Below are 18,654 nucleotides of genomic sequence, written 5' to 3'. Positions count from 1 at the left end.
CACTAACGAGCGTCAGCGAGGCTCCCTCGCGGCGGCGAGGGCGGGGGGAGTGGGCTCAATTAAGGGCACACGGCCGATATGCACTAAAGGTGGATCTCGCCGAGCTTTGCTTGGCGCGACTAAACGTAACCCCAGAGGAAACATTACGCCGTGTGGGATAGGCCACAAATACTGAACTGGTTGGCGAACCTGCTTTTCGGCCTCGCCGTGCTGCTGTTTCTTTATGCAGCCCTGCTGGTGGTCGTGCACTCGCCGCTGTTCCCCGTCCGCCAGATCAAGGTGGATGGGACGCTGGCCCATGTCACGCGGGAGCAGTTGCAGTACATCGTGCGAAATGAACTACGCGGGACTTTTTTTACGCTGGACCTGAACAAGACCCGCTCCGCCTTCGAGAAGCTGCCCTGGGTACGCCAGGTCAGCCTGCGGCGCCGCTGGCCCGACCGGCTGGACGTCAGCATCGAGGAGCATGTGGCCTTGGCTCGCTGGGGTTCGGTGGGCCTGGTGAATACCTTGGGTGAACGATTTGACGCCGCCAGCAACGAACCGCTGCCGGTGCTGGAGGGACCGGAAGGGAGCGAAGCGGATATGGCACGCGGCTATATCAACTTTCGCGACCGTCTGGCGAATATGCAACGCAAGCCCAGCCATGTATGGCTGTCGGCACGGCGGGCCTGGCGGGTGGAGCTGGATCACACCCTGACGGTGGAGATTGGACGGGATGACGTGGACGCGCGACTAAGCAAGTTCATCAAGGCGTATCCCAGCACCCTGGCGATTTTGAAACGCCCGGTGGTGTATGTGGATCTGCGTTATCCGAATGGGTTCGCCGTGCGGCTGCCAGCCGGCATGGTGAACAATCCTAATACAGCAAAGGCGCGTGAAAAAGCGGCCTGAATGGCAAGTGCCGGGCCCTTGGGCGCGGTGCAATGCAGTTAAGCAGTCTGGAGAATGACGGTGAACAAACCGAATACAACGAAGAACCTGCTGGTCGGCCTCGACATCGGTACGTCGAAGATCGTCGCCCTGGTGGCCGAAGTGCTGCCGGACGGCCGTATGGAAATCATCGGTCTGGGCCAGGCACCTTCGAAGGGCTTGAAAAAAGGCGTGGTGGTCAATATTGAATCCACCGTGGGCGCCATCCAGCGTGCCTTGGAAGAGGCCGAGCTGATGGCCGACTGCAAGATCCGCGAAGTGCTGACAGGCATTGCCGGCAGCCATATCCGCAGCTTCAACTCGCACGGCATGGTGGCCATCAAGGACAAGGAAGTCACCCAGGCCGATGTGGATCGCGTGATCGAGACCGCGCGGGCGGTGAATATCCCCACCGAACACCAGATCCTGCACATCCTCACCCAGGAATTCATCATCGATGGCCAGGAAGATGTAAAGGAACCCCTGGGCATGAGCGGTGTGCGCCTGGAAGTGAAGGTGCATATCGTGACCGGCGCCATCTCGGCCGCGCAGAACATCACCAAGTGCGTGCGCCGCTGCGGGCTGGAGATGACCGACCTGATCCTGCAACCCTTGGCCAGCGCCATGAGCGTGCTGAGCGAGGATGAAAAGGAACTGGGCGTCTGCCTGATCGATATCGGCGGCGGTACCACCGATATCGCGGTGTTCTGCGACGGTTCCATCCGCCATACGGCGGTGATTCCCATCGCCGGCGACCAGATCACCAACGATATCGCCATGGCGCTGCGCACCCCGACCAAGGAAGCCGAAGACATCAAGCGGGCCCATGGCATCGCGCTGCGCCAGCTGGCCGATCCGCAGCAGATGATCGAAGTGCCCGGCGTGGGCGAACGCGGACCGCGCCAGCTCAATCGCCAGACGCTGGCCGAAGTGATCGAACCGCGCGTGGAAGAACTGTATGCGCTGGTGCAGGCCGAACTACGCCGTTCCGGTTTCGAGGAGCAGCTGTCCAGCGGCATCGTGATCACCGGTGGTTCGGCACAGATGCAAGGCATGGTCGAACTGGGCGAAGAGGTATTCCACCTGCCGGTGCGGCTGGGTGTACCGAAATACGTGGGTGGCCTGGCCGAAGTGGTGAAAAACCCCCGCTTCTCCACCGCCGTGGGTTTGCTCCTGCTGGGTAGGCAACAGGCTCAGCGCAATGGTTTCAAGACGATGCAGGGCGCCGGTCTGGGCGGCCTGGTCGAACGTATGAAGACGTGGCTGCAAGGTAATTTCTAGCGGCGTCGGCGAATAAGCCCGCTACCCGCGCCGAAGCTGGCGCAGCGTACCCGCGTGGCTGATTTTGCAGCGCAGGATTTTCCGGTTTTTTGATATTTAAGTTCGGGCAAAGAGGAGAGCGCAATGCCAATTTCATTCCTGGAAGCAGCGCAGGATATCGTTCCGGTAGCCAGGATCAAGGTTATCGGTGTAGGTGGTTGCGGCGGCAACGCGGTGGACCACATGATTGAAGCCGGGGTAACCGGCGTGGAGTTCATCTGCGCCAATACCGACGCACAGGCACTCAAGCGCAACCGTGCGGACAACGTCGTGCAGTTGGGCGGCACTCTGACCAAGGGCCTGGGCGCCGGCGCCAACCCGGATGTCGGCCGCGCCGCGGCCGAAGAAGACCGCGTCCGCATCGCCGAGATGCTGGACGGCGCGGATATGATCTTTATCACCGCCGGCATGGGTGGCGGCACCGGTACCGGCGCTGCTCCCATCGTGGCCGAGATCGCCCGCGAAAAAGGCATCCTGACCGTGGGTGTGGTCACCCGTCCCTTCGCATTCGAAGGCAAGCGCCAGAAGGCCGCGCAGAATGGCATCGACGAGCTGCAGAAGTATGTCGATTCGCTGATCATTATCCCCAACGAGCGCCTGATGCAGGTGCTGGGCGAGGATGTGTCCTTCAAGGATGCCTTCAAGGCTGCCGACGATGTGCTGAAGGGCGCGGTTGCCGGGATCGCCGAAATCATCAACGTACCTGGCCTGGTCAACGTCGACTTCGCCGACGTCAAGGCGGTCATGACCGAGATGGGCATGGCCATGATGGGTTCCGCCCATGCCGAAGGGGTGGATCGTGCCCGCATCGCCGCCGAGGCCGCCGTGGCCAGCCCGCTGCTGGAAGACATCAGCCTGAATGGCGCCCGTGGCGTGCTGGTCAATATCACCGCCGACTACAGCCTGAAAATGCGCGAAGTCCATGAGGTGATGGAAACCGTCAAGGCCTACACCGCTGAGGATGCCCGCATCATCTTCGGTACCGCTTTTGACGAAAACATGGGCGACAAGATCCGGGTTACCTTGGTAGCGACCGGCCTGGGCGGCCGTGAATCGAAGAAGATGCCGAACCTGCACGTGGTGCAACGTACCGGCACGGACGATATCGCGGCAGTAATGGACTACGAGCAATACGACCAGCCCGCTGTATTCCGCAACAGCCGCCGTACCAGTACGGTCGGTGCTGCGGTGGAATCGCCGCGCGGAACCGTATTTGCTGGCGGCGATATGGATATCCCGGCCTTTTTGCGCAAGCAGGCGGATTGAACTAAAGTTAATTAAGCAATTGAGGTATTGATCGTCCTCACCGTGGATCCATCTGGGTTTCGGCTTTTGCTCTGGCAAAAGTTAAACCGTGGTTGCAGGTCGTCTTCGACCGGCAAGTACGCAAACGAAACTATCAGGGATGGGGGGGCTACGGCGAGGGGGCATACCCGGCGTGCGAACGACACGTGCTGCGCGAGGCGCTTAGCCTTGCTTAAAGTTGGTGATAGTTAGGATCAATCGAAACTAGCATTCCGATATGGCAGAATCTGTTACTGCCTGAGTTGCGAGTACCGTCGTCCATGATCTACCAACGAACCCTGAAAGAATCGATCCGCGCCGTAGGCGTGGGCCTCCATTCCGGCGAAAAGGTCGAGCTGACCCTGTCCCCGGCGGCTGCCGATAGCGGCATCGTATTCCGACGGGCCGATCTGCCCGAACGTCCCACACTGCGGGTGGGCCCCGAGCTGGTCAACGACACGCGGCTTTCCTCCACGTTGGTGAAGGATGGCGTGCGAGTGGCGACCATCGAACATCTGATGTCGGCCTTGGCCGGCCTGGGCATCGATAATGTCCTGGTGGATGTGACCGCTTCCGAAATGCCCATCATGGATGGCAGCGCCGCGCCCTTTCTCTATCTGGTGCAACAAGCCGGCGTGCGCGAGCAGAAGCCGGCCCGCAAGCGCTATATCCGCGTGCTCAAACCGGTGGAAGCCATCGAGGGCGACAAATGGGTACGCCTGTTGCCGCACGAGGGCTACAAGGTCAAGCTGACCATAGAATTCAAGCATCCCGCCTTTCAGAAGGCAGCCCAGACGGTGGAGCTGGACTTCGCTGATACCTCCTACATCAAGGAAATCGCCCGCGCCCGTACCTTCGGCTTTATGCATGAAGTGGAATATATGCGCGCCCATAATCTGGGCCAGGGCGGCAGCATGGAAAACGCCATCGTGCTGGACGAGTACAAGGTGCTGAACCAGGAAGGCCTGCGCTTCGAGGACGAATTTGTCCGGCACAAGGTGCTCGATGCCATCGGCGACCTCTATATCCTCGGTCATCCGCTGATCGCCGCCTTCGAGGGGTTCAAGTCCGGCCATGCCATGAACAACAAGCTGCTGCGTGCCCTGCTGGCCGACCCGGAAGCCTGGGAGTACGCCAGCTTCGACAATGCCGATACCGCACCCGCCGCGTTCCATCGCTACACCCCGGCGCGGATCTGAGGCCCAGCCATGTTTCCCTTGCTGCGCGTGCTTTTCATCCTGATCGTCGTGCTATGGGCTTACTGCCTCTGGAAGCAGCACCGTACCGGCGACCTGTTCTGGCAGCGTGCCCGCGGCTGGCTGCGCAATATCACCGTGGCCTTGCTGGTAGTGATGGTGTTGGGCTTGTTTGTCGAGCGGCTATTGGTCTGAGCCGGCACCCCGCCGGATTTCACCCTATGATGTAGCATCCCACCTATCTCAACGCCGAGCGATGAGCGAAGCCGCGCCTCTGCCGTATCCACCCGAATTGTTCCGTCGCCTGGTCGAGGAGTCCGGCAACGGCGTTTGGGTCATCGATACCGATAACCGCACGCTTTACCTGAACCCGCGCATGGCCGAGATGCTGGGTGGCAGCCAAGCTGCATTGCTGGGCAGGCCGATGTGGGATTTCATGGACGAGTCGCAGCGCCCTGCCGCTGCCAACAATGTGGAACGCCGTCGCAGCGGCGTGCGCGAGACCCACGAATTTCTTTTTCGCCGCCTGGATGGCGAGCGGTTCTGGGCAGAGCTGGTGACCGCGCCATTGTTCGACGAGGCCGGCCACTATAGCGGCGCCACCGCCTTCGTCACCGATATCAGTTGGCGCAAGGCCGCCGAGCAAGCGCTGAGCGAAAGCGAACGAACCTACCGGGAAGTATTCGAACGCAGTCACGCGGTCAAACTGATGATCGCACCGGACAGTGGCGGTATCGTGGCCGCCAATGCCGCGGCCCGTAGCTACTACGGCTACAGCGCAGAAGAATTCACCCAGCTGAACATCCGCCAGATCAATACCTTGAACGAGGCGGAAATCGCCCGCGAGATCGAACGGGCCAAGTCGGAGTCCTGCAACCACTTTGTCTTTCGCCATCGGCTGAAAAGCGGCGAGGTGCGCGATGTCGAAGTGCATTCCAATCCGATCTCGGTGGGCGGCCGGCCGCTGCTCTACTCCATCATCCACGATATCGGCCGCCAGACCGAGGCCGAGCGGCGCCAGCGGCTGACCCGCCATACCTTTGAGCATGCCCATATCGCCGCGATCTGGATTACCGGCAGCGGCCAGATACGCGATGCCAACGTGTTCGCCTGCCGTATGCTGCAGCGCCCGCCGGACCAGGTACTGGGCCACCCCATCTGGGAGTTTTCCGCACCCATGCAGGAGGCCGATTGGCGCCTGCGCTGGGAGCAGATCAAACGCTCGGGCGCGGAGAGCTTCCGGGTGCATATCCAGGCCAGCGATGGCCAGACCGTGCCGCTGGAAGTCCATGCGACCCATCTGTCCTTCGATGGCGAGGAATTCATCGTCGCCTATGCCCGCAATATCCGCGAACAGGTGCGGGCCGAAGGCTTGCTGGGGCTGCAGCACGACCTGTTGGAAGGCCTGGCTGCCGGTTTTCCGCTGGAACATGTGCTGGAGCTGACTGCCCAAGGTGTGGAACGGCTCGCGCCGGAGGTCCATTGCACTATCCTGCTGATGGAGGACGACCATTTCCGCCACGGCGCGGCGCCTTCGCTGCCTGAGCACTTTATACAGGCCCTGGACGGTATTCCCATCGGTCCACGTGCCGGATCCTGCGGCACGGCGGCCTATTTCGACCGTTCGGTGGAAGTGCACGATATCGCCAACGACCCGCTCTGGACCGACTATCGGCAACTGGCCCTATCCTGCGGCTTGGCGGCATGCTGGGCCACGCCGGTGCATGGCAGCGACGGCAGGGTGCTGGGCACCTTCGCGCTCTACTACCGGATCGCCGGCCCGCCCGATGATTTCCATCGGCGCGTGGTGGATGCCTGCACCCACCTGATCGGCATCGCCATCGAACACCGCGAAGCCGAAGCGCGCGTCCACACGCTGGCCTTCTACGACCCCCTGACCGGCCTGCCCAATCGCTCGCTGTTCGCCGACCGGGTCGAACTGGCGCTCGCCCGCTCCCTTCGTTCCGGCAGTCCCTTGGCCCTGATGTTCGTTGACCTGGACCGCTTCAAGACCATCAATGATTCGCTGGGGCACGCGGTCGGCGATCGCCTGTTGATGACCATGGCCCGCCGCCTGGAGGGCGTGGTGCGCGAGTCCGATACCGTGTGCCGCCAGGGCGGCGACGAATTCGTGCTGTTGCTGAACGATTGCGACGTGGCCGGCGCGGCGGCCGTGGCCGAAAAACTGATACTGGCGGCGGCCGAAAAGATCGAATTCGACGGCCTCACCCTGAATGGTTCCGCCAGTGTCGGCATTGCGCTGTTTCCGGACGATGGCGCGGACTACGACAGCCTGTTCAAGCATGCCGATGCCGCCATGTACCGCGCCAAGGAACTGGGCCGCAATGCCTTCTGCTTCTACCAGCGCAATATGGACGAGGATGCGGCCGAACGCCTGGAAGTGGAAGCCGCCCTGCGCCTGGCGCTGGACCGCAACGAATTGCTGTTGCACTACCAGCCGCAGGTACATATCGCCAGCAATCAGCTTTTCGGCGTCGAAGCGCTGGTGCGCTGGCAGCATCCGCAATGGGGCATGGTGCCGCCGGCGCGATTTATCCCCATCGCGGAAGAAAGCGGCCTGATCGATGCGGTCGGCAGCTGGGTGCTGGACGAAGCTTGCCGGCAAATGGCGATGTGGCAGGAAGCAGGCCAGGCGCCGCCGCATGTCTCGGTCAATCTGTCCGCCCGCCAGTTCCGCCACGGCAGCGTGCCGACCATGGTGGCCGATACCCTGCTAAGGCATGGGCTTCCCCCCAGCCGCCTGACCTTGGAGATAACCGAGAGCCTGATGATGATGCGCAACGACCAGACGCTGGAGGCATTGCATGCGCTCGACGAGATGGGCGTGAAGCTGGCGGTGGATGATTTTGGAACCGGTTATTCCAGCCTGGGCTATCTCAAGCGCTTTCCGGTCAGTGAGCTGAAGTTGGATCAGAGCTTTGTCCGCAACCTGGCCAATGACGAGGAGGATAGGGCCTTGGCCAGCGCCGTGGTCCGCATCGGCCAGAGCCTCAAGCTGACCGTGGTGGCGGAAGGCGTGGAAACGGCCGAGCAGCTGGCTTTTCTGCATGAACAGGGTTGCGACGTGGCCCAGGGCTATCATTTCGCCCGGCCGCTGGCGCCGGATGCCTATGTGGAATGGCTGCGGGGCAGGCCGTAGGCGCATCCGCCGCGCACGAATAATCGCGCCGGGGACTTTACAGCGCTTATCGCTGTCGTCCATAATTCGCGGCTTGTTCGAAGACAAGTCGGCGTGTGGCGCAGCCTGGTAGCGCACCTGCTTCGGGAGCAGGGGGTCGGAGGTTCGAATCCTCTCACGCCGACCAGAAATGCCTAGTAAAATCAAGCGGTTAGGGATGCGACCTCTAGCCGTTTTTTCTTTTCAGCAAAGTTAGCGTGGGACTTTTGCGTGACTCGGTGCTTGCAACCTTGTTGGCTGCCTCGATCAAATCGTCGAGTTCTGCTGCCGAGTAGTGCGTCGTCACGCTGTCGGACCTATGGCCCAGCAAAACTTGCCTATCTTCAAAGCTAACCCCCGCTGCCCGTAAGCGACGCCCGAAGGTGTGCTTAAGGTCGTGAATGCGAAGGCAGGCATAGCCTGCTGGGGCGGCGGTGTGAAATTCCTCCTCAAACTTCCGCGCTGCCCGCTTACGCCCCTTTTTCCAAGCCGTATCATTCATACGATGTAAAGCACGGCCTTCGTAGGGAAAAACCCATTCCTCATCCTTGCCTCGCTGGCCTTGAACAATCGACCAAGCCACGTCATTGAGAACGACAAGCCTATCGTCCTTGTTCTTCACGCCGTTTTTCTTGGTGCGTCCCCCAAAATTCCAAGGGATCAGAAAAACGCTACGGCCGACCTCCGGTACTGGAATTTCCCAGTCCCAGCGCAGCTTACAAACCTCCTGCTCTCGACAACCGGTATTCAGCTTGTACAACGCCATACGGGCTAAATGATCCGGCAAGGTATCAATCAGAATGCGTTGCTCAACCCATGACAGCGGATAAGGTGGGCGCTGATCGACTTTCTCATCCAACATCGTCAAGAGTGGGGGAGTCTCCAGCCAGGTCATGCCCAATTCGTCACGCCATTTCAAAGCAGCTAAGCGTAAAACCCGTCTAACGCGTTCTAGTGCAATATTGACTGTTCGATTGCTTACGCCTTCAGCCAATCGGGAGCTAATAAAGGGCTGTAATGTTTCATCGTGTAGCTTGTCCAGCGGAACGTCACCGATAAATTCATCCAGCTGCCGAAAATGCAAGGCGGTCTGATCGATGGATGGCATGTTGCTGTTGTCTAGTAAGTACTTGGTTGCTGCTTCCCGCCATAGACGTTGTATTCGTTGGCCATAAACCGTAGCCAAGCGAATTTTTTCCAACCGATGAATTAAGTACCGCTCTGCTTCTTCCCGGTCACTAGTTCCAGTGCTTTCACAAATTCGGCCGTGCCCTTTGACTTGTTTATCGATGTACCAGAGGCCATAGCGGAACTGGAGCCCCGTGATTGTTTTGCGACCCATTTCTTTCCTTTCGAATCGACTGGCCGCCCGTTGCGGGCCACATCGTTAACTTCATTGGGGCGTCCGTCAAGCTTGCGGAAGCCCATTTCCTGTTTCAGCTGGTCAGCCATCGCGTCGAGGTCGAGGCGATCAAAGGCTATTCCCTGCCGCCCGATGGGGATCAAAGTCACTAGAGGTTCAATCACACGTTCGAACTCGGCGCGACACATGCCTAGGTAGCTCGGCGCATCGCATTTGCGTATGAATCGGGGTTGTATCGCTATTTGCATTGGACTGCCCCCGAGTTGAGCAGCGAGGGGTGGCTTTTCGTGGTCATGCTTCACCTACCGATCGTTCCTGATAGGGCATGGCGCCAGAAGCCATTTCCGGATCACGCAGAAGCGCCATGCGCACGGCTTCACGCGCCTCGGGTGTGGTCCTGTGTAGGTAGCGTCGCTGGGCCGCATCGATCACGATCCGCGTACTGACGCCTTTTCCGAATGTCTGCTCACCGACCTTCGCGGGAGCCGTCAGTCTTGGCCAGAAAACGCCGCTTACCTTTTCGCTCTGCCGCACTCGCATGGTGGCGCGAAGCTGACAAATGGAAGTAAGCGGATCAAGTTGATACACCCGGGTGTGCATATGGTCGAGCGTGTCGGCAACGTCCGGAAACTCGGCTAGCCAACGTCGCACTTCGGTGTGGTGGAGCCGCCAGGCATGCAGTTCGATCAGCTCTTTTTCGGCGACCAACCATTTAATCCAATTCATAAACATCCGAACTCCTTTTTATTCACAGAGGCCGTATACCGAAGCGCAGGCGGTGGGTTCTTCGAGTTGATTTAACAGGCTGAACTGGCGGCCCCCGCGTGTGGTATTTGCCCACTTGATAACCGCGCTAACCTGGTTGGCGATATGCACTCTCCGATCGGCGTAGTTGTCCTCGTGAAGTTCTTTATTGAAAAAGGTTGCAAAGCCTCGCTTACTGGCCTGGCTGACCAATTGTTCCCATGTGCGCTTTTCGTAGAGAGCCTCAGGGAAGCGCAAGTCGATTTGGCGGATTTCGTCCTTCCCGCAATTGATACATGGCATGCACCCGACACGCCCCATTCCTTGCTTATAGAGCGGGTTCGGTTGAATTCCCTTGCTGCCGCAGTAGTCGAACACGTCCTTTGCAGACCAATCTACCAGCGGGCGAAACGCGCGCAGCTTAGGCCCAATGCGTTCCACTTTTCGGGCGTGGCGGCGATTCACGCTTTCGTCCCTACGTATTCCCTGCCAACTCACGACCTGATTGCCGGCTTCGATTAAGTCGAGCTGATAGGCGACGGCGACATTTCGCTTAAGCTCCAGCGTGCAAAACTGAGCCTTTCTGCTGGGAAATCTTCCCTTCCATAAGCACAGATCCAAGAATGGGTTTCCCGTGGGGTGTAGTACCGCTAGCGCCCTGCGCTTTGCCTTATTGCTCCAGCGGGTGCGCCGACCTCCGCCGAACTTGCGGGTTTTCTGAATGAATGCGCAAAACGGTAAGCCTTCTTGCTTGGTCAATTTGAAGACAATCTGGCCTTTGCCATTGCGCTTCCATATCGGTCGGTCAAAATCATCGACAACCGGCTGCTGGTCATATCGACGCCCGACACGTTGATCGCGTGAAACGAATACACGCTTGGCGGCGATCTGTTCAACGAAGTCGGCGCGTAGCCGATCGATGCGAATATCCAACGCCTGTTCCAAATAGGACAGGTAGTCGTAGACAGCCGCGTGCTCGTTGCCGGTATCGCAAAAGATGTAGCGTGCGTTTTCCTTGGGAATTCTCGCCGTCATCTCACATAGAACAGCCGTAGCAGCACTGTCCTTCCCGCCGGATACGCTTACAACGTGGATTACCGCCATATGCTTCCTTTCAATAGGGGCGTGGCTTTACCTGGCCCGCTCGTATGAACCGGCCCGAAAAAGCGGCCGCTGGTGGCAGCCAAAGTTTGAGGATTGGGTTAGCGCTTACCGGCCAGTCGGTAGTTACTGGCTTGCTTCAGCTTGTCGGCCCGCTTCACGCTGGCGCAAAAACTCGCATGCATCGCAGCAGCAATCGTCGCCAGGCTGTTCATCGGCCGAACAGCCGCGCTGCATAAGCTCATGACATTCACCATATTCGCGATAGGTCGTCATTCGGACACCTCCGCCGGGGACGCGCCGAGGCATCCATGCGATCCTGCTAGATAGGACTCGTCGAGCGCGGAATTGAGCCGCACCTTAAAGACGTGGCTAGGGAAGCCGGGCACCTGCACCAGATACATGCGCCACTTTTCGTTGTGATGATCCCCATTGATTTTCCAGCTTGCCAATGACAATGCACGAACCAGACCTGTGTCACCGAAGTCACTCTGAATCCAAACCTCTGCTTCTATAGTGCTGTGCGCGTAAACGGAAACGCGGCAAACGGCCCACGGTTCGTTAAGGGCAAGAGCGAGGCGGTCATGCGCCTCAATGATTTCCCTGGCCTCGTGCAAGGCAACCATTTTGCTGTGTGTGTCTTCAGCCAGCGCTGCGAGCGCTTCGTAATAGGCAGGCATTATTCGACCTCGCAGGTTTGCGCAACGAGGTAGAAGCCATTGATTTCGACGACCCGACCAGCTGTGCGTAAACGATGCATTTCCATGGCGAATTCAGTACGGCTTGCTGCCAGTGGGCACAGCTTAAACAGCGCCTCGCGGTCTACACCCGCCGGGTGTCTCTCTAGTACGCCCAGCAGCTGGGCTTCAAGTGAAAATACGGTGTGTTGAAGGCTGCGGAACGCTGGATCGAAAACCTCCATGTTCGCCCGTACCACGATGCGCAAGAGCAGGTCACTTGCCGCCATAAGGTGGGCGCGCGCTTGATTCATTGCCGCCAGCAAAGCAGGTATGGCGGATAGATCGCCGAAGGCGCTGCCCACCGTCAACGCGACATAGCAGTCCCGAACCGTTACTAAGTCAGCATGGACCTGGCCGTAGGGGCCTGCTTTTTTTACGTTCTGGGTAGGTACGCCGATTTGTGAAAAGGCAATGGCGGCTTGGTCTATGGCGTGATGGTTGCCTGAGTACTCGGACAAGACGAGCTGTACTTCTTTTAGATGCTCGATGATCGCGTCGGTGTGGCGGGGGTGCATCGCTCTCTCCCTGGTAACCCCAATGGTGGGGACAGGGAAATTATAACCATGATTATAATTACGTCAATCATGATAGTTATAATTTTTCGGCGTGTTGCACGTTTTGCCATAGAGGGCGCCGATTGAAACCGTTATATGCTTCCGAGCACCCCGGCTCTAGCGGCGATGATCGAGGCGGCGACGGGGTCGTTGGCGCCCACCTTCTTTGAGGCGCTATCCAGCATCGCCAGCACGAATCCATAGCCCCGATGGGGGCGCAGCCGGTAGGCGATGTCGTGCGCCCCAAGCCCGGCGAAGGTCCAGCGCAGGACCTCTTTCTCGATCGCGGTCAGCGACAGTTCGAGCTGGACGAACGTATCGAAAAGCGACATCACGGTACCGGCCATGAGTCTGCTGAACTGATCCAACACAGTAAGGTGCTGTGCCAGTTGGGCGGGTGTGCCATCTAGCGGCTGGTTTCGATCAAAAGAAATCAACATACGCCGTGTTCCGCCCGGGCGAACTGGCGCGACGATACCTGCTGCAATGCCGGCGCGTGCGCCAGCCTCGTAGATATCCATATTTCCGCCAGTCGCATAGTCCTTTTGCCCCCATTGGAAGGGCGTAGGCTCGCCTTTTAGGCGTGCCAAGATTGGATCGCGTGCGGCAACGTCGGGGATCCCGAAATCGACGTCGGGATGGTTGTCCAAGAAAAATGGTTGCTCGCTCACCGCCGGGTTCACATAACCCAACGTGTAGGTGTCGAAGCCCAGGCTGCGGGCGAACCTGCTTACCTGGTGCTCGATATCCTTTTGTTCCCGGATATCGGCCAGTGCCTCCGATAGTGGGCGAGCAATGATCACTACTTAGACCCCTTTGACGATGGTTTCAACAAGCTCCAAGATCCGTTGGAGGATGGTCTGTTCGCCTGCGGGCTGCTCAACTACGACCGGCGCCTGCGGGGCTTGTGGCGAAGGGGTCGATTCATCAGCGCAGGCAAAATGCGACGCAACGAGCAGTGCGATTGAGACGACGAAATTCCTAGCTTTCATTTGATGCTCCGGTGGGTTGAAGTCGGTAAGGGCTTCCTGCTGCTTGCCATTCTTCGCAGCAGAAAAAGGATAGGCACGGGGTCGCTCGAACAATAAAAGCGTCCGGCCAGCGGATCGTGATCCGGAAGCGCGCCATCGCAAACGATAAGCGTGGAAAACACGGTTTTCAGCTGGGACTCAATAGATTGCACGATGGCTTCAGCAACTCTGGACTGAAGGACCAGTACCCCGGCAGGGTATGCCTTGCACGCATCGACGAGTGCGCGCACGTCCCTGGGTGCTGAGCTGGTATAGCCATGTCTGTCCAATCCAACCGCCAGCTCCCGGGCAAAGCTCTTGTCCATATCGGAATACACCGTGACATGCGTGCTGTCTGGCAGTGGCTTCTGGCAATACATTTCAAGCCGGCGAATCGGATAGCCCGGCTCCCGCCTGTTGCGAAAACGATCAATTTGCCATGTGCCATTGTTGTTCCAGCCCAACAAATCCTGCGAGTTGAATGGCGTGGATAGATGGGGCTCATACCATGCAATGCAGTCCGTAAGCGTGCCGCTGACGGCAATGCGCGCGATTACCACTTCGGTCCCAACCGTCTCTTCATCCCACAAGGCTCCGAGCGACACGCCCAGCGCATTTGCAATTCGACCAAGCATGTCGAGCTTCGCCGGACCACGTGTTAGGTGGCGATGCGCCACCGTTCGGCTGACCTTTAGCATGCCTGCCAGGGCCATCACTTGCCGCGAGGGTTCTGGCTCGAACAGCGCGAGGACGCGCTTGATGTTTTCGGCGATTTTCGTCGGAGTAGGCATCTACAGGCGGATTCGTTGTTGCACGTTTTGTGCTGAAGGGCACTTGATTTGAGTTACTAAACCTTTAGCCTCTACTACTCGAAAGGACGTAACAGAGAAGTAACGAAAAAGACCAATAACATACAGGGGCGGGAATTCGTGGCCGTAGACAAGTTCGTTGAACATGAGGTTGATATGCTGATTGCAAACACGATCGTTCCATTTCTCAAGGAGCTCGACGCTGCGGACTGGCCTGCTTTCGTTCAGCAGGTCAGAAACCTACTTTTGCTTCATTCCTGCCACGAGCGCTCTCACGCCAGCGACGAACCCGTTGGTTGAGCCTCCGCCAGCAAGGGCAGCCTTCATCTCGGCTGCCAGGGCTTGAATTACAGCCCTGCCTGCATCATCCAAACCTTCCAACACATCCTCCGAGGTCATGTGTTCGCGATTCTGCCGTCGGGGTAGCGCTGACTTCTCAAGCGAAAACTGCCCCGACTGCAGTTCGTCAACGGTGATTCCGATGGCGCGGGCAACCTCTACAAGTTTGGTTGTCCTGCCTGTCTGTTCGAGCTTGTGCAACGCGGGCTGGGACATGGGCACCCGGTCCGCCAGGGTCTGCTGGCTCCACCCCAACTCCGTCCGCGCTCGCTTGATGTTTTGGCCGATAGTGTTCATAGGCTCACGTTATAACCGGGGTTATGCCTGGTCAAATTGCAATGGTTATTGCTTTTGTTATAACCATGCCTATAATCGTCGGCATGAAAACACCCGACACCCTTGCGCACCTAGTGGCCGAAGCAGGTGGGCAGAAAGCCTTCGGCGAACTGGTTGGCGCAAGCCAAGCCACGATTTCGAAGTTGCTTTCGGGCGCCTGTCCCGGTCCGGAACTAGCGGTCGCAATCGAACGGGCTACCGAACATCGCATCTCCCGGCCGCAGCTACGGCCCGCCGACTGGCACCTGATCTGGCCTGAGCTGGTGCCGCTCTTCGCTGACCGCATGCCAGTCCAATCCGAACGGCAAGCTGCTTGATGCAAGTCGCCACGCCGAAGTTTTGTCCTCAACACCCCGGTGGGTGGCCTATTCGAGCCGTGCTTGAACTCTCCACGTGCATCGGCCACTTGCCACCAATTTCGTCCATTTCCCTCTCCGCCCGAGCGCCCGCCGGGTGGGTTTCGCCGTGCCTCGGTGCGGCGCTTTTTTATTCCTGCTGCGTCCTCACCGATGCAGCGAACAATAACAACCGATGCCAGGGGAACGCATGTATCGCATGACACATAGCCCATCCGAAATTCTCCGCACCGAGCTGGAAAACTGGCGCAAGGACGCCGGCTGGAGCCAGGAAACCCTGACCGCCACAGTGGTCGAGGCCCATTTCGCCCTGGCCGCCGAGGTGTCCACGGAAATCACCTTCCAGCGCGGTCGCGATGCCTACCAGGACATGCGGACCAACAAGACCCGCTTGTATCGCTGGCTATCGGTCGATTCCGCCGACCCGGCACTGCCGGCCGATATGGTGCCGTCGATCCTGGCCGCGCTGCCGGTGGAAAGGCGACTACGTGCTGCCATGGCCATGCTTGGCGATGCCTGCCAGCTCAGCATCATGCCGCGCCATGCGAAGTGCGAAGGCTTGAACGTGCTGGACCTGGTCGCCGAGACCAATAAGGAAGCCTCCGAAGGCACGCAAGCGCTGGTCAGCCTGGCGCGCAATCCCACACCGGAAGCCGCGCGCAAGGCCTTGTCCGAGGTCACCCATGCCGAAGCCGCGTTTCACCACGCACGGGTGGAAATCGAAGCGTCGATTGCAGAGGAAGATCATGACCCAGCTTAAAATCACCGGCAGCCAATCCACCACGCTGCCTAACCACTTCGTCGATCGTGCCCATGTGGCGGCCTGGCTGCGCACTCAACTGCCCGCCGAGCTACGTGGCGACCCCGCCAAGGCGCTGAAGCGCTTGGAACGCGACGGCTACCTGGAACTGGTATCCAGCCGAGGGGGCTTCCTCGTTCGCCTCTTGGCGGCATCCACCGGGAGGGCGACCGCATGAGCGCCTTTGTCATTACCTTTGTCGAATGGGAAGCGCTGAGCGGCATCCCTGACTTGGCGTTCCGGGTCTACATCTCGCTACGGCGCCGCATGAACTTCAAGACCGGTCGGGTAGGCATCGCACCGGCTCGGCTGAGCTGGCAGGCATTGGCCGAGGATTGCGAGACAGAAGGTCGGCAAGGCCGGGCGTTCGACAAGCCTTCCGTGGATAAGCTGCGCTATGCCGTCAAGCAGCTTCTCGCCAGGGGGCTGCTGATCGATCAGAAAGGCAGCGGCAGCCTCGTTTTTTTACTGCCGCTGGCTCGGACAGTAGTAGTCCGCTCAAAAGAAGCTGACACGAAGTTGCCGACCGATGCTCCCCAGGATGACGACGGCCCAAATAACGAAGTGCCACCGTGGCTTATGGATGACGAAGACCAGGATGTTGACACCCATGATTTTCCCGAAGTTGACACCACATCAGGGATCAGGTTTCAACCACGCTCCGTAGAACCATCATCTCACTCGGATTCAGTGTTAGGCGCTCAAGCACGAGACGAGATTGACCGCGCAACCGTGAAGCGCGGTATTCCACCCGCCCGGCCCGCGACCTTGGTGGAATATCGGCATGCCTTGCAGTGGCTGGGCTACCGCCAAGTGGAAGTTTTACGCCTCGAAGTAGGCCGCCAGATCGAAGTCCTGATACCGCTCGGCGTCACCCTTGCGGGCCTCACTGCGGCACGGGACCGGTGCTTCGCCGGCCACATCATGTCCGCCCTCTACATGCTCAAGGTTGCCGAGACCGACGCGCTGGCGGAAGCGTTGCATGCGGCTGCGCCGCAGTCAGCAGGAAGACAGGTCCGCCGGTCCGGTAAGTTCAACGTCTCCGGTCGGGGCAGTGCCGCGATCGGGAAGGCTTTAGGAGGCTATCGTGAGCACTGATCTGCACCTACCTGGACAAAACATGTGGCTGAAGCTCCACCCCAAGTGGGGCGGCTCGCTGATGGACATGCTGGATACCCGCTTTGGCAGCATCTGGAGTCAGCTGTGGCGCCACCGCTTCAATGCGGACTCGGCGGAAGCGGCCATGGGCATTTACGTGGCTTGGCAAAAGGAATGGGCGGATGCCTTTGCCAAGGAAGAACTCACCGTGGCGCAGGTAAAAATGGCCATTCACCATTGCCGCCGCCGCGAGATGCCACCGACCTTGCCCGAGTTCCTCGACATGGCGAAGCCGATCGCGGACGCCGAAGAAGCATTCATCGAGGCAGGCAAGCAAATGGCGGCAATGAGTTTCGGGCACCCATTTGTTTGGCATGTACCGGCGATCTATTGGGCCGCGCATGCCTTTGGCGCTTTCGAACTGCGAAATACCAATTTTGAGCTATCCGGTAAGCGTTGGAAGCGACTGCTCGACGAGCAGATGCGGCGCGGCTACTGGGCGCCGGTACCGGTCTACGACGCCGATGTGAAGTGGCTTGGGTATCGGCCAGACAGGGATCAGCTTCAGCAGAAGTTCCGGAGCGCCATGGCTGTCTTGCATATGCCGCCTGAAGAGAAATCGAAGTGCGTGGCAAAAGCCGCACAACAGCTGGGCCGAGCAGCCTAGCCGGGCAGGAAACAATAGACCGGGCTCAAGCCTGGCATTGGGTAGTGCGGGCGCGTCACCCTCGGGACGCGGCAATGATCGTTATCAGCATAAACACCAGCGGCTTCGCCACGGCGCTGGCCGAACACAAACAGAAGGCCGTGCGCTGCACCGCCATCGCCCTGACCCGCACCGCCGGGCATGCGCAGCGCCAGGTGCAGGCCACCATGCCGCGCGTCTTCGACCGGCCGACGCCCTACACCTTGCGAGGCATGCGGGTGAAGCCGGCCCGCGCCAACCTGCTGCAAGCCGAAGTCACCTTCAAGGACGACACCTTCAAGGGCACACCAGCCGAGAAGTACCTCGGCCCCGAGGTCTTCGGCGGCGCCCGCCGGCTCAAGCGCTTTGAACGCGCCTTGCAGGCCAAGGGCCTGATGCCGGCAGGCATGGTCGCAGTACCGGGCGAGGCAATGCAGCTCGACAGCTTCGGCAATATGCGCGGCAGCGAGATTGTGAAGCTGCTCAGCCAGCTGCAAGCCTTCGGCGAGCAAGGCTACCGCGCCAATGCCACGGACGGACGCCTAGCCAAACTCAAGCAAGGCACGCGCACGCGGCAAGGCTTCGAACTCATCGTGGTCAAGCCGGGGCAGAAGCCCGCCCGTGGCGGCAAGGCGCTGCCTGCCGGGATCTGGCGCCGCACCTACACCGCCTTCGGTACCAGCCTGCAACCGCTGGTCCTGTTCGTCCGTTCCGCCACCTATCAACGCCGCCTCGATCTGCCCGGCATCGCCGACCAGGCCGCCCAAGCGCACCTGCAGGACGAATTCAATCTGGCGTTCCGATCCTGAAAGGTACTCCCGGAAGGGGGC

The 18,654-nt window shown here is 59.5% G+C and carries 22 protein-coding genes and 1 tRNA gene; 13 read left to right on the top strand and 10 right to left on the bottom strand.

Annotation, left to right across the window (positions count from 1 at the left end; translation table 11 throughout):
• Positions 1-150: 150 nt before the first annotated feature.
• From FNU76_RS10360 to FNU76_RS10330, 7 genes are all read left to right on the top strand, one after another.
• Positions 151-894: a cell division protein FtsQ/DivIB gene (locus tag FNU76_RS10360; RefSeq protein ID WP_144278129.1), complete on the top strand. Its 744-nt coding sequence runs from the start codon at positions 151-153 to the stop codon at positions 892-894.
• 60 nt (positions 895-954) lie between these two features.
• Positions 955-2,193: a cell division protein FtsA gene (gene ftsA, locus FNU76_RS10355; RefSeq protein ID WP_223879297.1), complete on the top strand. Its 1,239-nt coding sequence runs from the start codon at positions 955-957 to the stop codon at positions 2,191-2,193.
• A 123-nt stretch (positions 2,194-2,316) separates the two neighbouring features.
• The gene (ftsZ, locus tag FNU76_RS10350; RefSeq protein WP_144278127.1) at positions 2,317-3,498 is read left to right on the top strand and encodes a cell division protein FtsZ; all 1,182 of its coding nucleotides are present in this window, start codon (positions 2,317-2,319) and stop codon (positions 3,496-3,498) included.
• A gap of 302 nt (positions 3,499-3,800) precedes the next feature.
• Positions 3,801-4,715 (top strand): UDP-3-O-acyl-N-acetylglucosamine deacetylase, encoded by a 915-nt coding sequence (gene lpxC, locus FNU76_RS10345; RefSeq protein ID WP_308418641.1) that lies wholly within the window; start codon positions 3,801-3,803, stop codon positions 4,713-4,715.
• A gap of 9 nt (positions 4,716-4,724) precedes the next feature.
• A complete protein-coding gene (locus tag FNU76_RS10340; RefSeq protein ID WP_144278125.1) occupies positions 4,725-4,907 on the top strand; it encodes a DUF3810 domain-containing protein in 183 nt (60 codons plus the stop codon).
• Between the two features lie 61 nt (positions 4,908-4,968).
• A complete protein-coding gene (locus FNU76_RS10335) occupies positions 4,969-7,872 on the top strand; it encodes an EAL domain-containing protein (protein ID WP_144278124.1) in 2,904 nt (967 codons plus the stop codon).
• 89 nt (positions 7,873-7,961) lie between these two features.
• Positions 7,962-8,038, top strand: a tRNA-Pro gene (locus FNU76_RS10330).
• 39 nt (positions 8,039-8,077) lie between these two features.
• Here FNU76_RS10330 and FNU76_RS10325 read toward each other — a convergent pair.
• The 10 genes from FNU76_RS10325 to FNU76_RS10285 form a co-directional block, all read right to left on the bottom strand.
• Positions 8,078-9,232, bottom strand: coding sequence for a tyrosine-type recombinase/integrase (locus FNU76_RS10325; protein ID WP_144278123.1), 1,155 nt, complete (start codon positions 9,230-9,232; stop codon positions 8,078-8,080).
• Positions 9,233-9,544: 312 nt separating this feature from the next.
• Positions 9,545-9,979 (bottom strand): hypothetical protein, encoded by a 435-nt coding sequence (locus tag FNU76_RS10320; protein ID WP_144278122.1) that lies wholly within the window; start codon positions 9,977-9,979, stop codon positions 9,545-9,547.
• Between the two features lie 18 nt (positions 9,980-9,997).
• Positions 9,998-11,101, bottom strand: coding sequence for a phosphoadenosine phosphosulfate reductase domain-containing protein (locus tag FNU76_RS10315; protein ID WP_144278121.1), 1,104 nt, complete (start codon positions 11,099-11,101; stop codon positions 9,998-10,000).
• A 98-nt stretch (positions 11,102-11,199) separates the two neighbouring features.
• Positions 11,200-11,343 carry a hypothetical protein gene (locus FNU76_RS24080; protein ID WP_179958425.1) on the bottom strand — a complete coding sequence of 48 codons (144 nt, stop codon included), beginning with the start codon at positions 11,341-11,343 and terminating at the stop codon, positions 11,200-11,202.
• Between the two features lie 27 nt (positions 11,344-11,370).
• Positions 11,371-11,778, bottom strand: a complete 408-nt coding sequence (locus FNU76_RS10310) for a hypothetical protein (RefSeq protein WP_144278120.1) — start codon at positions 11,776-11,778, stop codon at positions 11,371-11,373.
• Positions 11,778-12,353, bottom strand: coding sequence for a hypothetical protein (locus FNU76_RS10305; protein ID WP_144278119.1), 576 nt, complete (start codon positions 12,351-12,353; stop codon positions 11,778-11,780). Before FNU76_RS10305 ends, FNU76_RS10310 begins: the two co-directional genes overlap by 1 nt.
• Before the next feature lie 131 nt (positions 12,354-12,484).
• Entirely contained in the window at positions 12,485-13,195 is a 711-nt protein-coding gene (locus FNU76_RS10300; RefSeq protein ID WP_144278118.1) for an autoinducer binding domain-containing protein, read from the bottom strand.
• 3 nt (positions 13,196-13,198) lie between these two features.
• The gene (locus FNU76_RS10295) at positions 13,199-13,384 is read right to left on the bottom strand and encodes a hypothetical protein (protein ID WP_144278117.1); all 186 of its coding nucleotides are present in this window, start codon (positions 13,382-13,384) and stop codon (positions 13,199-13,201) included.
• Positions 13,381-14,193, bottom strand: a complete 813-nt coding sequence (locus FNU76_RS10290; protein WP_144278116.1) for a hypothetical protein — start codon at positions 14,191-14,193, stop codon at positions 13,381-13,383. The genes FNU76_RS10295 and FNU76_RS10290 overlap by 4 nt, the downstream gene beginning before the upstream one ends.
• Positions 14,194-14,451: 258 nt before the next feature.
• On the bottom strand, positions 14,452-14,847 hold the full coding sequence (locus FNU76_RS10285; RefSeq protein ID WP_144278115.1) for a helix-turn-helix domain-containing protein: 396 nt from the start codon (positions 14,845-14,847) through the stop codon (positions 14,452-14,454).
• 83 nt (positions 14,848-14,930) lie between these two features.
• On the opposite strand from FNU76_RS10285, the gene FNU76_RS10280 reads away from it, so the two are divergent.
• From FNU76_RS10280 to FNU76_RS10255, 6 genes are all read left to right on the top strand, one after another.
• Positions 14,931-15,203, top strand: a complete 273-nt coding sequence (locus FNU76_RS10280; RefSeq protein ID WP_223879296.1) for a transcriptional regulator — start codon at positions 14,931-14,933, stop codon at positions 15,201-15,203.
• A gap of 238 nt (positions 15,204-15,441) precedes the next feature.
• Positions 15,442-16,002, top strand: coding sequence for a toxin YdaT family protein (locus tag FNU76_RS10275; RefSeq protein ID WP_223879295.1), 561 nt, complete (start codon positions 15,442-15,444; stop codon positions 16,000-16,002).
• Positions 15,989-16,219 (top strand): hypothetical protein, encoded by a 231-nt coding sequence (locus tag FNU76_RS10270; RefSeq protein ID WP_144278112.1) that lies wholly within the window; start codon positions 15,989-15,991, stop codon positions 16,217-16,219. Before FNU76_RS10275 ends, FNU76_RS10270 begins: the two co-directional genes overlap by 14 nt.
• Positions 16,216-17,139, top strand: coding sequence for a hypothetical protein (locus tag FNU76_RS10265; RefSeq protein ID WP_144278111.1), 924 nt, complete (start codon positions 16,216-16,218; stop codon positions 17,137-17,139). The genes FNU76_RS10270 and FNU76_RS10265 overlap by 4 nt, the downstream gene beginning before the upstream one ends.
• A gap of 61 nt (positions 17,140-17,200) precedes the next feature.
• Positions 17,201-17,806 (top strand): hypothetical protein, encoded by a 606-nt coding sequence (locus FNU76_RS10260; RefSeq protein ID WP_223879294.1) that lies wholly within the window; start codon positions 17,201-17,203, stop codon positions 17,804-17,806.
• Between the two features lie 74 nt (positions 17,807-17,880).
• On the top strand, positions 17,881-18,633 hold the full coding sequence (locus FNU76_RS10255; protein WP_144278109.1) for a hypothetical protein: 753 nt from the start codon (positions 17,881-17,883) through the stop codon (positions 18,631-18,633).
• Positions 18,634-18,654 lie beyond the last annotated feature (21 nt).

The sequence above is a fragment of the Chitinimonas arctica genome (genome assembly GCF_007431345.1).
Lineage (GTDB): Bacteria > Pseudomonadota > Gammaproteobacteria > Burkholderiales > Chitinimonadaceae > Chitinimonas > Chitinimonas arctica.
The sequence above is the reverse complement of the archived record's forward strand: the minus strand, read 5'-3'. Positions and strand labels throughout refer to the sequence as shown.

Bases quoted from the DNA above. Each gene is read 5' to 3' on its own strand.
- FNU76_RS10290 (WP_144278116.1), bottom strand. From the start codon at position 14,193: ATGCCTACTCCGACGAAAATCGCCGAAAACATCAAGCGCGTCCTCGCG.
- FNU76_RS10310 (WP_144278120.1), bottom strand. From the start codon at position 11,778: ATGCCTGCCTATTACGAAGCGCTCGCAGCGCTGGCTGAAGACACACAC.
- FNU76_RS10335 (WP_144278124.1), top strand. From the start codon at position 4,969: ATGAGCGAAGCCGCGCCTCTGCCGTATCCACCCGAATTGTTCCGTCGC.
- FNU76_RS10325 (WP_144278123.1), bottom strand. From the start codon at position 9,232: ATGGGTCGCAAAACAATCACGGGGCTCCAGTTCCGCTATGGCCTCTGG.
- FNU76_RS10265 (WP_144278111.1), top strand. From the start codon at position 16,216: ATGAGCGCCTTTGTCATTACCTTTGTCGAATGGGAAGCGCTGAGCGGC.
- FNU76_RS10315 (WP_144278121.1), bottom strand. From the start codon at position 11,101: ATGGCGGTAATCCACGTTGTAAGCGTATCCGGCGGGAAGGACAGTGCT.
- ftsZ (WP_144278127.1), top strand. From the start codon at position 2,317: ATGCCAATTTCATTCCTGGAAGCAGCGCAGGATATCGTTCCGGTAGCC.
- FNU76_RS10280 (WP_223879296.1), top strand. From the start codon at position 14,931: ATGAAAACACCCGACACCCTTGCGCACCTAGTGGCCGAAGCAGGTGGG.
- FNU76_RS24080 (WP_179958425.1), bottom strand. From the start codon at position 11,343: ATGAGCTTATGCAGCGCGGCTGTTCGGCCGATGAACAGCCTGGCGACG.
- FNU76_RS10285 (WP_144278115.1), bottom strand. From the start codon at position 14,847: ATGAACACTATCGGCCAAAACATCAAGCGAGCGCGGACGGAGTTGGGG.
- FNU76_RS10320 (WP_144278122.1), bottom strand. From the start codon at position 9,979: ATGAATTGGATTAAATGGTTGGTCGCCGAAAAAGAGCTGATCGAACTG.
- FNU76_RS10260 (WP_223879294.1), top strand. From the start codon at position 17,201: ATGGACATGCTGGATACCCGCTTTGGCAGCATCTGGAGTCAGCTGTGG.
- FNU76_RS10340 (WP_144278125.1), top strand. From the start codon at position 4,725: ATGTTTCCCTTGCTGCGCGTGCTTTTCATCCTGATCGTCGTGCTATGG.
- FNU76_RS10295 (WP_144278117.1), bottom strand. From the start codon at position 13,384: ATGAAAGCTAGGAATTTCGTCGTCTCAATCGCACTGCTCGTTGCGTCG.
- FNU76_RS10270 (WP_144278112.1), top strand. From the start codon at position 15,989: ATGACCCAGCTTAAAATCACCGGCAGCCAATCCACCACGCTGCCTAAC.
- FNU76_RS10305 (WP_144278119.1), bottom strand. From the start codon at position 12,353: ATGCACCCCCGCCACACCGACGCGATCATCGAGCATCTAAAAGAAGTA.
- FNU76_RS10275 (WP_223879295.1), top strand. From the start codon at position 15,442: ATGACACATAGCCCATCCGAAATTCTCCGCACCGAGCTGGAAAACTGG.
- FNU76_RS10255 (WP_144278109.1), top strand. From the start codon at position 17,881: ATGATCGTTATCAGCATAAACACCAGCGGCTTCGCCACGGCGCTGGCC.